14 protein-coding genes are annotated in these 14,323 nt (G+C 62.5%); 6 read left to right on the top strand and 8 right to left on the bottom strand.

What is annotated here, in order from left to right:
* Nucleotides 1-201 precede the first annotated feature (201 nt).
* The 5 genes from ugpB to AA309_RS00550 all read left to right on the top strand — a co-directional run bounded on the left by ugpB (nt 202) and on the right by AA309_RS00550 (nt 6,558).
* A complete protein-coding gene (gene ugpB, locus AA309_RS00570; RefSeq protein WP_200901913.1) occupies nt 202-1,509 on the top strand; it encodes a sn-glycerol-3-phosphate ABC transporter substrate-binding protein UgpB in 1,308 nt (435 codons plus the stop codon).
* Between the two features lie 122 nt (nt 1,510-1,631).
* Nucleotides 1,632-2,513 (top strand): sn-glycerol-3-phosphate ABC transporter permease UgpA, encoded by an 882-nt coding sequence (gene ugpA, locus AA309_RS00565; RefSeq protein ID WP_047187034.1) that lies wholly within the window; start codon nt 1,632-1,634, stop codon nt 2,511-2,513.
* Complete coding sequence (gene ugpE / locus AA309_RS00560; protein WP_047187033.1) at nt 2,513-3,358, top strand: sn-glycerol-3-phosphate ABC transporter permease UgpE; 846 nt, start codon at nt 2,513-2,515, stop codon at nt 3,356-3,358. Before ugpA ends, ugpE begins: the two co-directional genes overlap by 1 nt.
* Before the next feature lie 118 nt (nt 3,359-3,476).
* On the top strand, nt 3,477-4,556 hold the full coding sequence (locus tag AA309_RS00555; RefSeq protein WP_047187032.1) for a sn-glycerol-3-phosphate import ATP-binding protein UgpC: 1,080 nt from the start codon (nt 3,477-3,479) through the stop codon (nt 4,554-4,556).
* A 370-nt stretch (nt 4,557-4,926) separates the two neighbouring features.
* Complete coding sequence (locus tag AA309_RS00550; RefSeq protein ID WP_047187031.1) at nt 4,927-6,558, top strand: HAL/PAL/TAL family ammonia-lyase; 1,632 nt, start codon at nt 4,927-4,929, stop codon at nt 6,556-6,558.
* Between the two features lie 49 nt (nt 6,559-6,607).
* Here AA309_RS00550 and AA309_RS00545 read toward each other — a convergent pair whose 3' ends face one another.
* The gene (locus tag AA309_RS00545) at nt 6,608-6,913 is read right to left on the bottom strand and encodes a hypothetical protein (RefSeq protein ID WP_047187030.1); all 306 of its coding nucleotides are present in this window, start codon (nt 6,911-6,913) and stop codon (nt 6,608-6,610) included.
* A 77-nt stretch (nt 6,914-6,990) separates the two neighbouring features.
* Here AA309_RS00545 and AA309_RS00540 point away from each other — a divergent pair, with 77 nt between their 5' ends.
* Nucleotides 6,991-7,506: a GNAT family N-acetyltransferase gene (locus tag AA309_RS00540; protein WP_047187081.1), complete on the top strand. Its 516-nt coding sequence runs from the start codon at nt 6,991-6,993 to the stop codon at nt 7,504-7,506.
* A gap of 155 nt (nt 7,507-7,661) precedes the next feature.
* On the opposite strand, the gene AA309_RS00535 is transcribed toward AA309_RS00540, so the two are convergent.
* The 7 genes from AA309_RS00535 to AA309_RS00505 all read right to left on the bottom strand — a co-directional run bounded on the left by AA309_RS00535 (nt 7,662) and on the right by AA309_RS00505 (nt 14,317).
* Nucleotides 7,662-8,102, bottom strand: coding sequence for a GNAT family N-acetyltransferase (locus AA309_RS00535; protein ID WP_150117338.1), 441 nt, complete (start codon nt 8,100-8,102; stop codon nt 7,662-7,664).
* A complete protein-coding gene (locus tag AA309_RS00530; RefSeq protein ID WP_047187029.1) occupies nt 8,099-9,337 on the bottom strand; it encodes an allantoate amidohydrolase in 1,239 nt (412 codons plus the stop codon). Before AA309_RS00530 ends, AA309_RS00535 begins: the two co-directional genes overlap by 4 nt.
* Nucleotides 9,338-9,404: 67 nt before the next feature.
* The gene (locus AA309_RS00525) at nt 9,405-10,448 is read right to left on the bottom strand and encodes an NAD(P)/FAD-dependent oxidoreductase (RefSeq protein ID WP_047187028.1); all 1,044 of its coding nucleotides are present in this window, start codon (nt 10,446-10,448) and stop codon (nt 9,405-9,407) included.
* 73 nt (nt 10,449-10,521) lie between these two features.
* Entirely contained in the window at nt 10,522-10,836 is a 315-nt protein-coding gene (locus AA309_RS00520; RefSeq protein WP_047187027.1) for a 2Fe-2S iron-sulfur cluster-binding protein, read from the bottom strand.
* A 132-nt stretch (nt 10,837-10,968) separates the two neighbouring features.
* The gene (locus AA309_RS00515) at nt 10,969-11,682 is read right to left on the bottom strand and encodes an ABC transporter ATP-binding protein (protein WP_047187026.1); all 714 of its coding nucleotides are present in this window, start codon (nt 11,680-11,682) and stop codon (nt 10,969-10,971) included.
* Nucleotides 11,679-12,473 carry an ABC transporter ATP-binding protein gene (locus AA309_RS00510; RefSeq protein ID WP_047187025.1) on the bottom strand — a complete coding sequence of 265 codons (795 nt, stop codon included), beginning with the start codon at nt 12,471-12,473 and terminating at the stop codon, nt 11,679-11,681. The genes AA309_RS00515 and AA309_RS00510 overlap by 4 nt, the downstream gene beginning before the upstream one ends.
* A complete protein-coding gene (locus AA309_RS00505; RefSeq protein WP_047187024.1) occupies nt 12,470-14,317 on the bottom strand; it encodes an ABC transporter permease in 1,848 nt (615 codons plus the stop codon). Before AA309_RS00505 ends, AA309_RS00510 begins: the two co-directional genes overlap by 4 nt.
* Between the last annotated feature and the right edge of the window lie 6 nt (nt 14,318-14,323).

Below are 14,323 nucleotides of genomic sequence, written 5' to 3'. Positions count from 1 at the left end.
CTTACCTTTGGATACTCCGTCAACGACGAGCACTTCCGGCCTGTTCCCATCCCCAGTTGTTAAGTCTTTTCAATGAAAAGGGCTTCCATTTTGAAGCCGGCTATGATTGTCATGGATGTGTCATTAAAACGTCATCCAGCTTTCGCGCGGGGATGGTGAACGACAATAACATCCCTGAGGGATGATATGGGAGAGATGATTATGATGAAGAAGTCCCTTCTCGGCGCCCTGGCCTTCGGTCTCGCGACGAGCACTTCCGCCTTCGCTCAGACGGAGATCCACTGGTGGCACGCCATGACGGGCGCCAACAACGAGGTGATCAACAAGCTAGCCGACGAGTTCAACAACGCGCAGAAAGACTACAAGGTCGTCGTCAGCTATAAGGGCACCTATGCCGATACCCTGAACGCCGGCATCGCCGCGTTCCGCGCAGGCAACGCTCCGCACATCCTGCAGGTTTTCGAAGTGGGCACCGCGACCATGATGGGCGCGAAGGGCGCAGTGAAGCCGGTCTACCAGCTGATGGCCGAAGCCGGCGAGAAGTTCGATCCCAAGGCTTACCTGCCCGCGATCACCGGCTACTACTCCACGGCAAAGGGCGAGATGCTCTCCTTTCCCTTCAACTCCTCCTCGATGGTCATGTGGATCAACAAGGACGAGCTGAAGAAGGCCGGCGTCAACGAGATCCCGAAGACCTGGCCTGACGTGTTCGCCGCCGCCAAGAAGCTCAAGGCTGCCGGCCACGAAACCTGCGGCTTCTCGAACGCCTGGGCGACCTGGGCCAACATCGAGCAGTTCTCGGCCTGGCACAACCTGCCGATGGCCACCAAGGCCAACGGCCTCGACGGTTTCGACACGGAGATGAAGTTCAACTCTCCGACGCACGTGAAGCACCTGCAGAACCTCGTCGATCTGCAGAAGGACAAAACCTACGACTACTCGGGCCGCGACTCGAAGAGCGAAGGCCGCTTCACGTCCGGTGAATGCGCGATCTTCCTGAACTCCTCGGGCTTCTACGGCAACGTGAAGGCCAACGCGAAGTTCGACTACACCTCGGTGCCGATGCCGTACTATCCGGACGTCCAGGGCGCTCCGCAGAACTCCATCATCGGCGGCGCTTCGCTGTGGGTCATGGGCGGCAAGTCGGCCGACGAGTACAAGGGCATCGCCAAGTTCTTCGCCTTCCTTTCGGACACCGACCGTCAGGCGAAGCTGCACCAGGAATCGGGCTATCTCCCGATCACGAAGGCAGCTTATGAGAAGACCAAGGCTTCGGGCTTCTACGAGAAGAACCCGGTCCTCGAGACGCCTCTGAAGGAGCTGACCAACAAGGAGCCGACCGAGAATTCCCGCGGTCTGCGCTTCGGCAACATGGTTCAGATCCGCGACGTGATCTCCGAGGAGATCGAGGCGGCTCTCGCCGGTCAGAAGCCTGCCAAGGACGCTCTGGACGCCGCGGTTTCCCGCAGCAACCAGATCCTGCGTCAGTTCGAGCGCACCGTTCGCTAAGCCTGACTGACGAACGATTTTTCATCCCGGGCAGCCGAACGCTGTCCGGGATGATCTTATGAGGCAACCTCGCAGACCGGTTGATGCCGTCATCTGCACCATCACCGGACAACCGTAGCGCGATGGAAAAACGAGCTCATTTTTCAGGTTGGACGCTGCCGCTTCTGCTGATTCTTCCGCAGATGGCGATCACCGTCATTTTCTTCTACTGGCCGGCCTCTCAGGCCATCTGGCAGTCCTTCCTGCGGGAAGACGCCTTCGGCCTTGCTTCCGAATTCGTCGGCTTTGAGAACTATATCGACCTGTTCAAGCAGCCCGAATATTACCGGGCCATGATCACTACCGCGATCTTCTCGACCCTGGTGGCGTTCTTCTCGCTCTCCGTTGCGCTTCTTCTCGCTACCCAGGCCGACAAGAGCCTGCGTGGCGGACATGCCTTCAAGACGCTGCTGATCTGGCCCTACGCCGTGGCTCCCGCCATCGCAGGCGTGTTGTGGATCTTTATGTTCCACCCGACGCTCGGCACCCTGGCGCGCCCGATCCGCGCGGTCGGCATCGACTGGAACCCGATGCTCAACGGCAATCATGCCATGATCCTGCTGGTCCTGTCCGCCACCTGGAAGCATATCAGCTACAACTTCCTGTTCTTCCTCGCAGGCCTGCAGGCGATCCCGAAGAGCGTGATCGAGGCGGGGGCCATCGATGGCGCAGGCCCCTTGCGTCGCTTCTGGACGATCATCTTCCCGCTTCTGTCGCCGACCACCTTCTTCCTTCTCGTCGTCACGGTCGTCTACGTGTTCTTCGAGACGTTCGGCATCATCGATGCCGTGACGGGCGGCGGCCCGGCCGGTCAGACCACGACCCTGGTCTACAAGGTTTATGCGGATGGCCGCCTTGGCGGCGATCTCGGCGGCTCGGCCGCGCAATCGGTGATCCTCATGGTCATCGTGATCGCGCTCACCGCCATTCAGTTCCGCTATGTCGAACGCAAGGTGCAGTACTGATGGTCGAGAATCGTCCCTTTAGAGACTTCATGGCCTATCTGACGCTCGTCGTCGGCGTCATCGTCGTGGCCTTTCCGGTCTATCTGGCCATCATGGCATCGACCTTCGATGCCGCCACCATCATCAACGGCAACATGCCGCTGATTCCGGGCGATCAGGCCGCAGAGAACTACAGCCGCACGCTGTTCTATGGCGGCAAGGCAGCCCGCGAGCCCGTAATGGGCATGATGATCAACTCGATGATCATGGCGATGGGCATCGCACTCGGTAAGATCCTGATCTCGATCCTGTCGGCCTATGCGGTGGTCTATTTCAAGTTCCCGTTCCGCAAGACGGCCTTCTGGGTCATCTTCATCACGCTGATGCTCCCTGTCGAAGTGCGTATCTATCCGACCTACAAGATCGTCGCTGACTTAGGTCTGCTCGATACCTATACGGGTCTCGTCCTGCCGCTGATCGCATCCGCGACCGGCACTCTTCTCTTCCGTCAGTTCTTCATGACGATTCCCGACGAGCTTCTGGAAGCTTCCAAGATCGATGGCGCGGGCGCGTTCCGCTTCTTCAAGGACACGCTCCTTCCCCTCTCCATGACGACGATCGCGGCGCTCTTCGTGATCCAGTTCATCTACGGCTGGAACCAGTATCTCTGGCCGCTGCTGATCACGACCAAGAGCTCGATGCAGACCATCGTCATCGGCATCAAGAAGATGATCACGACCACGGACGCGCTCACCGAGTGGCAGATCGCCATGACGACGGCGGTGCTCGCGATGGTGCCGCCGGTGCTGGTCGTCATCTTTATGCAGCGGCTCTTCGTGAAGGGTCTCGTCGAAACGGAAAAGTGACGCGCGAGCTTCGCGCGTCGTCCTTCCTGCTTGGGCGGGAGGGGCATCAAGGGAATATCGGAATTTTCCAGCCTGATGCTTCTCTCAAGCGCCGGCTGACGTGAAAAGGAATGAACCAATGGCAGGGGTTACGCTCGATACCGTCCGAAAGATCTATGCGGGCAATGTGGAAGCCGTGAAAGGCGTATCGCTCGACGTCGAGGACGGTTCCTTCTGCGTGCTCGTCGGCCCATCGGGCTGCGGCAAGTCCACTCTTCTTCGCATGATTGCGGGCCTGGAGACGATCTCCGGCGGCGACATCAGGATTGGCGACCGCGTCGTGAACCAGGTGGAGCCTGCCGATCGTGACATCGCGATGGTGTTCCAGAACTACGCGCTCTATCCGCACATGAGCGTCTACGACAACATGGCTTATGGCCTGCGCAATCGTAAGACGCCGAAGGACGAGATCGAGAAGCGCGTGAAGGAAGCAGCTCGCATCCTCGCCATCGAGCCGTTCCTCGATCGCAAGCCGCGCGCTCTCTCGGGCGGCCAGCGTCAGCGCGTCGCCATGGGCCGCGCCATCGTGCGCAAGCCCCAGGTGTTCCTCTTCGACGAGCCGCTCTCCAATCTCGACGCCAAGCTGCGCGTGCAGATGCGTGTGGAGATCAAGCGTCTGCAGAAGGCTCTCGGCGTGACCTCGATCTACGTGACGCACGATCAGGTCGAGGCCATGACGCTTTCCGACAAGCTCGTGGTGATGTCCGGTGGCCAGATCGAGCAGGTCGGTTCTCCGGCTGAGGTCTATCGCCGTCCCGAGACCCGCTTCGTCGCCACCTTCATCGGCTCCCCGCCCATGAACATCCTGCCCGGCAAGGTGGAGGGTCCCGGCCGCGTGTCGGTCGGCGGTCAGACCATCGCCGTCACGGATATGCGCGAAGGCCTCGCTCCAGGGTCGGCCATCGAAGTGGGCCTGCGTCCCGAGGACGTGCAGGCAGGCGGCGCTGCCGGTTCCAGCAGCCTCGGCATGGATGTGGACTTCGTCGAGGAGCTTGGTGCCACCCAGCTCTTCCACGGCAAGGTCGCTGGCACGGATTTCGTGGTGCAGGCCTCGACAGGCCAGATCCCGGCGGAAACCCGCAAGCTGACCCTGTCCATCGACCCGGCAAACGTCCATCTCTTCGATCCGCAGACAACGAAGCGCCTGGGCCGGTTCTGAGAGTTCTGCGCTCTTCCCTTCCCACGAATCCCGGGTGTTCCCGATATCCGCTTTGGCTTGCGCAAGTCGGGAGTTCCCGACGTGCGGCAGAGGGAAGAAGGGTGGGGTCGGAAAGTCGGAGCGCGGCGCCACATCCAGAAAGCGCAATAACATGACCTCGTCATGGCCGGCCTTGTGCCGGCCATCCCCGTCTTGAGGAACCGTCGCGCCAGGAAGACGTGGATCCCCGGAGCAAGTCCGGGGATGACGGGGAGGGATCTCGTTCAATCGCTCACTCGGTCACACCACTCCCAACCCTGGCCCTCCCGGGCGGCTGTTGCGCGTTTAAGGCTGCCCGATTATCCCTTTAAGAAGAACGTGAGGGATAGCCATGACGGTCAAGCTCGATGGAGCGACGCTTCAGATTCAGGATGTGGTGCGCGTGGCACGACCCGATGCCCAAGGGCGCTTTGCGCAAGCGGAACTGGCGCCCGAGGCGCGGGAGCGGATTGCGGCGACGAGGGCCTATATCGACCGCACCTGGATGCATGACGACGCACCGCTCATGTATGCCTTCAACACCGGCGTCGGCCTGTTCAAGGATCAGCGCGTTCTGATCGCCGACATGGCAGCCTATCAGCAGAAGACGGTCTATGCCCACGCCACCGGCCTCGGCGAACCTTTCGCGGAAGACGTGACGCGCGCCATGATGCTGTTGCGCGCCAATGCCTTTGCGTCGAACTATTCCGGCCCGCGAGTCGAGCTGGTCGAGCGGCTGCTCGCTTTCCTCAACGCTGGCTTGCACCCGATCATCCCGCAAAAGGGTTCGGTCGGCGCTTCCGGCGATCTCGCGCCGCTCGCTCACATGGCGGGCGCGGTCTGCGGCTTCGAAGAGGCTCACATGGTCTATCAAGGCCGCGTGATGCCTGCGCGCGAAGCGATCCGTGCGGCAGGCTTCGAGCCCGATTTCGAGCTTGGCGCGAAGGATGCGTCCGCACTCATCAACGGCTCCACGACATCGCTTGCACTCGCCTCTCTCGCCACCAGCGATGCGCGCCGTATCCTGAAGCATGCGGATGTTGCCATGTGCCTGTCGCTCGAAGCCATGCGTGGCGAGCTTGCGGCCTTCGATCCGCGTGTGCACAAGGCGCGTCCGCACCCGGGCCAGGCGCGCGTGGCACGCAATCTGCTGCGCATTCTCGAAGGCTCCAAGCGCTGCTCGCAAGGTGCGCGCGACATCGTCTTCCCCGACGAGCCGCGCCAGCCCGGAACGCCCGCTGCCCCCCGTGTGCAGGACGTCTATTCACTCCGCTGCACGCCGCAGGTTCACGGGCCGGCCGTCGAGGCGGTAGAGTATGTGGAGCGCATCGTCGGCACGGAAATGAACTCCGCCACGGACAATCCGCTCATCTTCGATGATGGCCAGGGCGGCTATGTGTCGATCTCCGGCGGTCACTTCCATGGGCAGTACATGGCGCAGGCCATGGATTTCCTTGGCATTGCCATGGCCGATCTCGGGGCGATTTCCGAGCGCCGCCTCGCGCGCCTCATCGATCCCACCATGTCCTACGGCCTGCCGCGCAATCTGCTTGCCGGCAAGCGCGGACTGAACACGGGCTTTGCTACCGTGCAGTGCTCCATGTCGGCACTGGTGATGGAAAACCGCGGTCTTGCCACGCCCGGCTCAGTGGATTCCATCCCCGGCAAGTCCAACGCGGAGGACCACATCTCCAACTCCACCTGGTGCGGACGGAAAGCGCGCATCATCGTGGAGAACGTGGAGCAGATCGTGGCCGGCGAGTTGCTGATGGCCGCGCAAGCCCTCACGCTCGTGGAACCGCTCGCCGAGGATTATCCTCTCGGCGCGGGCTCACGCGCTGCGATGGAGGCGATCCGCGCTGTCATTCCACCGGCATTGGATGGCGACCGCTGGTACGCGACCGAGATGCGCCAGGCGCTCGACCTCGTGCGTTCCGGCGCCGTTGTGGAGGCGGTCGAGAGTGCGGTTGGAGCATTGGAATAGGAAAAGGCCCGGAATGATCCGAGCCCCTGAGATGTCAGGCGTTCTTGGATCAGCGGCAGCGACGCACGTTGCGTACGATCACATTGCCGTTCGGACGATAGACACGTTCCTGCACGACGCGGCAGCGGGTAGGCCTGACTTGCCAGGCCGGTACACCACAGTTGCGGACGGTGCGATAGACGACGCGACCGTTCGGACGCACCGTTCGGACGCGGCGGGTGACGCAGGCCACGTTCTCGACGAGGGAAGGCGCTTCGATCTGCTGCGGGCTGAAACGGGCCTGCGCTTCCGGGGCGGAGGCAAGAAAACCGGCGCTGAAGACAATAGCGATGGCAGGGATGATGGACGCTCGCATGATCCTATCTTTCGTTGCAAGGGACGGACGACAACTTCAATGTCTAAGTCATGGTTCCTGAAATAGGGATGAATAGCATGCAGCCGCGCGTTATCATCAACCATGTCCGGTCGGCCGATGGACCCGAACTGGTCTCGGCCAATCTCGCGAGCCTTGCGCTGCATGAACCATGGGTGTCGCCCTGCCGCGATCTTGCAAGTTTCCAGGGCTATCTCTCCCGTTGCGATGGAGACAGATCCGTTGGATTCATCGCGCGCGAGCGCGCGAGCAACAGGATCGTCGGCGTCATCAACCTCAGCGAGATCGTGCGCGGCTTCTTTCAGAATGCGTATATGGGCTATTACGCCGTTGCGGGCATGAATGGACGCGGCCTGATGAGCGAGGCTGTTGGCCTCGTGGTGACACATGCCTTCAACGAACTCGGGCTCCATCGCCTGGAAGCCAACATCCAGCCCGGCAACGAGCCGTCACGCGCGCTCGTGAAGCGTCTCGCCTTCCGGCAGGAGGGCTACTCGCCGCGTTATCTCAAGATCAATGGCGAATGGCGTGATCACGAGCGGTGGGCCGTCCTCTCGGAGGATTGGCGCGGCTAGCGCATCGCGCGGAAATGTGGACCCGATTTTTCGCTAGCGCGGCCCTTCGGGTCGCTGACGCGGACCTCCGGTTCCGCCCCGAACGATGCGCTGCTCTATGAAGAGAGCATCGGATCAATTCCAAAAGTGCAGGTCCACTTTTCTCATCCGATGCTCTAAGAAACCTCAGCAGCGAGCTTCTTTTGCAGGAAGAAACGGCTCGAGCCTTTCGGAAAATCCTTGAGTTCGCCGAAGCACCCGTATCCAAGCCGCTCGTAGAGAGCGAGAGCCTCAGAGTTGAGCGTGTCGAGCCACGCGGAATGGCACCCGCGCCTGATGGCCTCTTTCTCCGCCATCGCGATCAGGCTGCGCGCGATCCCTTGCTTGCGCAGGCTCTCCGGCACGAAGATCAGCTCGATCGTCAGCCATTCCCAACCGGTATGAGCCCACAACCCGCCGACGATGGTCCTGGAGTCGACGGCGCGGATGACGACAGCCAGATCCTCGGTCTTCAGATCCGGCATGAAAGCGTTGCGATTGAAGTCGCTGAGGCCGTTGAGAATGATCTGGCGGACGATGGAGTGCGGCTTCGGGAGAAGCTCGAGATGGAAGTTCAAGCGACAATCCTTTTGACGGCCTGAAACAAGACGCGGGCCGCCGTGTCCGCATCCTCGAGCGTGATCGACTCGGCCGGGTTGTGACTGATGCCGCCCTTGCAGCGCACGAACAGCATGGCGGCCGGGCAGAGGTTCGCGATGGCCACCGCATCGTGCCCCGCGCCCGAGACAAGGCGCATCGGCTCGATGCGTAAACTTTTCACGGCTTCTTCCAACTGCGCCATGAGATCCTTGTCCATGGGTGTGGCGGGCGATTCCATGAAGGGCTCGAGCGTAAGCGAGACGCCGCGCCGCTGAGCGGCGGCCTCGCATTCGGTGACGATGTCCTGCACCATGGCATGGCGCACCGCATCGTCGGGCGAGCGGGCATCGAGCGTGAAATCGACGCGTGCCGGAATGACGTTGATCGCACCGGGCTGCACCTGGGCCACGCCCACGGTCGCGACCGTGTCGTGACGTGTGGAGCTTGCGCGCTCCACGATGCCGATCATCTCGGCAACCGCTGCCAGCGCATCGCGACGCATGTTCATCGGCACGGTGCCCGCGTGTCCCGCCTCGCCGATCACATAGGCGCGGGCGCGGGTGATGCCGTTGATGGCAGAGACGATGCCGACGGGAAGGTTGCGCGCCTCGAGCTGCGGACCCTGTTCGATATGCACTTCGAGATAGCCGCGGTAACGCGCCGGGTCGCGCGCCAGGGCTGCGATGCCGAGAGGGTCGCCGCCGAATTCGAGCAGCGCATCCCGTAAGCTGATGCCGTTCGCATCCCTGCCGTCGAGCCAGGCCGGATCGTAGCGCCCTGCAAGAGCATAAGACGTGGAGAGATTGGTGGGGAAGCGGACATTCTCCTCGTCCCCGAAGGCCACGATCTCGATGGGACAGGAGGGCGTAAGGCCTTCAGCCTTCAGGGCCTCGGCCACGACGATGCCGAGCACGACGCCGAGATTGCCGTCATAGCGGCCGGCATCCACGACCGTATCGATATGGGAGCCGATGAGGAGGGCAGGCGCTTCCGGATTGGCGCCGTCCAGGCGGCCCACCACGGAACCGAGCGCGTCGATATGGGCCTTGAGCCCGGCTTCGCGCATGAACTCCAGCGTCGTATCGGCTGCGGCGCGATGGGCGGGCGAGAGATAGAGACGCGTCAGGCTCCCATACTCGTCCGTATGCCGGGCCAGATCCTCGATCATCGCCATCACGCGGCGGCCGAGGGTGAGATCGGGTCGATTTGTCATAGGGAGAGAGTTTCAGGAACGGGCCTGCTCCGCAAGAGGCGAGCGGGCCCATCTCCATGAACTCTGATCAGGCCGCGACGCCCAGCTTCTTCTGCAGGCTGGTGGAGGACGTCGTGTATTGGAAGAGCAGCTTCTTCTCAGGATAGACGTAGCGGTGCACCTTCTGGGCCGCGAGCGCACCCTCGTGGAAGCCGGAGAGGATGAGCTTGAGCTTGCCCGGATAAGTGTTGATGTCGCCGATGGCGAAGATGCCGGGAACGCTGGTCTCGAACTTCTCCGTATCGACGGGGATCAGGTTCTCGTGGAGGTTCAGGCCCCAATCGGCGACAGGGCCGAGCTTCATGGTGAGCCCGAAGAAGGGCAGCATCACATCGCAATCCACCGTGAACTCGGAGCCGTCGTCCTTACGGATCACGGCGCCTTCGAGCACGGGAGCCTCGCCCTTCAGCGAGCCCACTTGGCCGAGATGCAGGTCCATGTCGCCGGAGGCGACAAGCGAGCGCATCTTTTCCACCGTATGCGGCGCGGCGCGGAAAGCGTCGCGGCGGTGGAGGAGCGTGAGGCGCTTGGTGATGGGCTGCAGGTTCACGGTCCAGTCGAGGGCGGAATCGCCGCCGCCGACGATCAGCACCTTCTTGTTGCGGAACATCTGCATGTGCCGCACGGCGTAGAAGACGCCAGTGCCCTCATAGGCCTCGATATTGTCGATCGGCGGCTTCTTGGGCTGGAACGAACCGCCTCCTGCCGCAATGATCACCGCTTTGCATTCGAAGGTCGTACCGTTCTCGGAGGTCTTCAGGCGGAAACGCGGAGCCTCGGGCGTGCCGATGGATTCCAGGCTCTCCACCATCTCGTTGAGGTGGAAGGTGGGGTGGAAAGGCTCGATCTGCGCCATCAGGTTGTCAACGAGCCCCTGGCCCGTGACCATCGGGAAGCCCGGAATATCGTAGATCGGCTTTTCCGGATAAAGCTCGGCGCACTGGCCGCCCACCTTCGGCAGGATGTCGACCAGATGGCATTTGATGTCGAGGAGGCCCAATTCGAACACGGCGAACAGGCCCACGGGCCCGGCACCGATGATGACGACATCCGTTTCGATATGGTCGGTCATAAACAGGCTCCTTCGAGAGACCGTTTCGAAAAGCACGGTCTCATAGTCTTGGCAATGCGGCAGGGATGACGGTTCAGCCGCCCGTCGGGGCGAGGGTGACCTCCAGACCGTCGAGTTCGGGGGTCCAGATGATCTGGCAGGAAAGGCGGGAATTGGGCTTCGTCACCACCGTGTCGAGCTGGTCCTCTTCCTCCTCGGTCGGGGGATAGAGCCTGTCCAGCCACGTCTCGTCCACGAAGACATGGCAGGTGGCGCATTCGCAGGCCCCGCCACACAGGCCTTCGATGGGCAAGCCCCAATCCCGGATGATCTCCATCACGCGCCAACCCTCGATGGCCTCGAGGGTATGGCGCTGGCCGGCCCGGTCGGTCACATGGATGACGCCCATGAAGCGGGAATTCCTTAGCGTAGGGTCAGAGGAATGGCGCGGGAGCCCGCGCCGTTTGGGCTGGATATCGACTTTTCGGCCCGTCGCGTCAATGGTTTAAGGGCTACGTTTGTTTCCGTATCTGGGCCATTACTAGATCCCTAGCGTCTCCGCCCTCAAGGACTCGTTGGTCATGAGCTCGTCGATGGAGCCTTGGAAGCGCATTTCGCCGCGTTCGATCACGATGGTGCGGTCGCTGATGCCGGCCGCGAAGGCCCAGTTCTGCTCGGAAAGGAGCACGGCCACGCCTTCGGCCTTCATGGCCCGGATCGCCTCCGCCATCATTTGTACGACCACGGGGGCGATGCCCTCGGACGGCTCGTCCAGCAGAATGGCATCCGGATTGCCCATGAGGGTGCGTGCGATGGTGAGCATCTGCTGCTCGCCGCCGGACATCTGATTGCCACGCCGCCCCCGCATCTCGGCCAGGTTGGGAAAGAGCCGGAACAGCCGCTCCGGCGTCCAGGGGGAGCGGCCCGGACCCGCCGCCTTGCGGCCTGCCTCCAAATTTTCCTCCACCGTCAGGTCGGTGAAGATGCGCCGATCCTCTGGGACATAGCCTAGCCCCAGGCGGGCGATCTTGTAGGTGGGAAGGCGTGCGAGGGAGCGGCCCTTGAAGGTGGCCTTTTGGGCCGTTGCGGGCACGAGGCCCATAATGGCCTTCAAGGTGGTGGTCTTTCCTGCGCCATTGCGCCCGATGAGCGCCAGGACCTCGCCTGCATTGAGCCCGAAGGTCAGGCCGAACAGCACCTGGGCGCGGCCATAAGAAGCGGTGAGATTCCAGATTTCGAGAAGCGGCTCGCTCATGCCGGGCTCACCCCTTCCGCCGGGCTCACCCCTTTCGGCTTTTCCAGCGCATGGTCGTCGCCCAGATAGGCACGCCGTACTTCCTCGATCTGGCGGATCTCTTCGGGCGAGCCGGTGGCGATGATCCGCCCGCGCACGAGGACGATCACTCGCTCCGCATGGCCGAACACCACATCCATGTCATGCTCGGTGAAGAGAACGCCGATCCCCTTCGCGTCCGCGATCTCAGCGGTCAGATCCATCAGGGCGGCCCTTTCCCGTGTCGCCATGCCGGCGGTGGGCTCATCCATCAGCAGGAGCTTCGGTCGCCCCGCCAGTGCAATGGCGAGTTCCACGCGCTTCACGTCGCCATAGGCCAGCGCCGAGCAAGGGTGATCGGCGGATTCCGCCATGCCCACCTGCTCCAGCAGCGCAAGTGCCTCTTCGTGATAGCGCATGCGTGCCGGAGCCCAGAGCGCGGTGCTTTTCCGGTTGTGGCTGACAAGGGCCATCTGCACGTTCTCGGCCACACTCATGGAGAGAAAAGTCTGCGCCACCTGGAAGGTGCGCCCGACGCCAAGACGAAAACGCTTTTGCGGTGAGGCAAGCGTGATGTTCTGCCCATCAAGCAGAACAGCACCATGATCGGGACGCAGCTGTCCGCCAACCATGTTGAAAACGGTGGATTTCCCGGCACCGTTCGGCCCGATGATGGCAAGCATCTCGCCCCGTTCGAGCATGAAGCTCACGTCCCGCGCCGCCGCCACGCCGCCGAAGGATTTGCTCAAGTCTTGTACGGAGAGAAGCGTCATGCCTGTTCCTCCCGCCATGTGCGAACGGTGCCCACGAGACCGCGCGGGAAGATGAGCACGATGGCGATGATGCTCAGGCCCAGCAGCAGGCGCCACAGGGACGTGAGCGGCATGATCTGATCGCGCAGCACATGCAGAACACCGGCACCCACGAGCGGGCCGGTGACGGTCTGGATGCCGCCGATGAGGAGCATCGTCAGCGCATCCACGGATGTCGGGATACCGAGCAGGGTCGGATCCACGGAGCCGCGAGAGAAGGCGTAAATTCCACCGGCGAGACCGGCGGCTGCGCCTGAGATCGTGAAGGCCAGCCAGCGATGCTGGCGAATCTTCAGGCCGATGGCTTCGGCCCGAGCTTCGGAATCCCTTGCGGCACGTAGCGAATAGCCGAATGGTGCGTTGATGATGCGCATCAACAACAGAACGGTCACTGCGGTGACGGCAAGCGTGAAGAGGTAATAGGACACCTGCCGGCTCGCCCAGGCGGAAGGCCACACGCCGACGATGCCGTTATCGCCTCCGGTGACATCGACCCACTGAAAGGCAACGGCGAAGATGATCTGCGCAGCGGCAAGCGTCATCATGGCGAGATAGATGCCCGACAGGCGCACCACGAAAGCGCCGATGATCAGGGCTCCGACTGCCGCGAGAAAGAGCCCGGCAGGAAGTGCGGCCTCCATTGGCAGCGCGAACCACTTCACGGCAAGCGCCGCGCCATAGGCCCCTAATCCGAAGAAGGCGGCATGGCCGAAACTTACGACTCCGCTGACGCCGATGAGAAGCTGCAGGCTGAAGGCGAAGAGCGCGAAGATCAGGATCTCGGTGGCGACCTTGAGCACATAGGCATCGCCGATGAGCGGCAGGCTTGCGAGGGTGCCGACGACGGCGAGGATCGTCAGGGGCGCGAAAGGAGAGTGCTTTTGGCTTGAGATGCCCACCGCATGCGTGCCGCCGATCACTTCGGGACGTCCGAAGAAACCATAAGGGCGGACGGCGAGCACGACAGCCATGAGCAGGAAGACGACGACAAGCGTGCTCTTCGGAAAGATCAAGATACCGAAGGCCTGCAGCTCGCCGATAATGAGCGCCGCCAGAAATGCACCGGGCACGCTGCCCATGCCGCCAACGACAGTGACGACGAAGGCTTCGGCAATGATCGAGAGATCCATGCCCGCATTGGCCGAGACGCGCGGAATCTGGAGTGCGCCGCCGAGACCTGCGAGAAATGCGCCGAGGAACAGCGTCCCCGTGAAGAGCAGCGCCTGGTTCACGCCGAGCGCCGCAATCATCTCCCGATCCTGCGTTGCCGCGCGCACCAGAACGCCGAAGCGTGTCTTGCGCAGGAGCAGCCACACGAGCGCGAGCACGATGGGACCGGCCGCGATGAGCACGAGTTCGTAGGACGGAAAACGTCGCCCGAGAATTTCGACCGGTGCGCGCAGGCCTGGAGCACGGGGCCCGAGAATGTCCTCGGGGCCGAAGATCAGGATCGTGAGGTCCTGCACCACCAGCACCACGCCGAAGGTGGCGAGCAGCTGAAACAGCTCCGGTGCGCCATAGATGCGGCGCAGGAGCAGAACTTCGATCAGGACGCCGATCAGGCCGACGATGATGGCGGAGGCGAGAATGCCGGCCCAGAACGTCGCCGGACCGAAGGAGAGTTCGAGCAGCCGCGGCACGAGCGTCGCAGCCGTATAGGCGCCGATCATGTAGAGCGAACCGTGCGCGAAGTTCACGATCCGCGTGACGCCGAAAACGAGCGTGAGGCCGCAGGCGGTGATGAAGAGCGACGAGGCGCTGGAGAGCCCGTTGAGAGCCTGAATGGCGAGGAAGGAAAGGTCCATGGCCGA

This window comes from Microvirga vignae, from assembly GCF_001017175.1.
Taxonomy (GTDB): Bacteria; Pseudomonadota; Alphaproteobacteria; order Rhizobiales; family Beijerinckiaceae; genus Microvirga; species Microvirga vignae.
This window is presented reverse-complemented; position numbering and strand designations above follow the sequence as displayed.

Excerpts from the sequence above, each read along its gene's own strand:
- ugpB (WP_200901913.1), top strand. The coding sequence starts at position 202 with ATGATGAAGAAGTCCCTTCTCGGCGCCCTGGCCTTCGGTCTCGCGACG.
- ugpA (WP_047187034.1), top strand. The coding sequence starts at position 1,632 with ATGGAAAAACGAGCTCATTTTTCAGGTTGGACGCTGCCGCTTCTGCTG.
- ugpE (WP_047187033.1), top strand. The coding sequence starts at position 2,513 with ATGGTCGAGAATCGTCCCTTTAGAGACTTCATGGCCTATCTGACGCTC.
- AA309_RS00555 (WP_047187032.1), top strand. The coding sequence starts at position 3,477 with ATGGCAGGGGTTACGCTCGATACCGTCCGAAAGATCTATGCGGGCAAT.
- AA309_RS00550 (WP_047187031.1), top strand. The coding sequence starts at position 4,927 with ATGACGGTCAAGCTCGATGGAGCGACGCTTCAGATTCAGGATGTGGTG.
- AA309_RS00545 (WP_047187030.1), bottom strand. The coding sequence starts at position 6,913 with ATGCGAGCGTCCATCATCCCTGCCATCGCTATTGTCTTCAGCGCCGGT.
- AA309_RS00540 (WP_047187081.1), top strand. The coding sequence starts at position 6,991 with ATGCAGCCGCGCGTTATCATCAACCATGTCCGGTCGGCCGATGGACCC.
- AA309_RS00530 (WP_047187029.1), bottom strand. The coding sequence starts at position 9,337 with ATGACAAATCGACCCGATCTCACCCTCGGCCGCCGCGTGATGGCGATG.
- AA309_RS00525 (WP_047187028.1), bottom strand. The coding sequence starts at position 10,448 with ATGACCGACCATATCGAAACGGATGTCGTCATCATCGGTGCCGGGCCC.
- AA309_RS00520 (WP_047187027.1), bottom strand. The coding sequence starts at position 10,836 with ATGGGCGTCATCCATGTGACCGACCGGGCCGGCCAGCGCCATACCCTC.
- AA309_RS00515 (WP_047187026.1), bottom strand. The coding sequence starts at position 11,682 with ATGAGCGAGCCGCTTCTCGAAATCTGGAATCTCACCGCTTCTTATGGC.
- AA309_RS00510 (WP_047187025.1), bottom strand. The coding sequence starts at position 12,473 with ATGACGCTTCTCTCCGTACAAGACTTGAGCAAATCCTTCGGCGGCGTG.
- AA309_RS00505 (WP_047187024.1), bottom strand. The coding sequence starts at position 14,317 with ATGGACCTTTCCTTCCTCGCCATTCAGGCTCTCAACGGGCTCTCCAGC.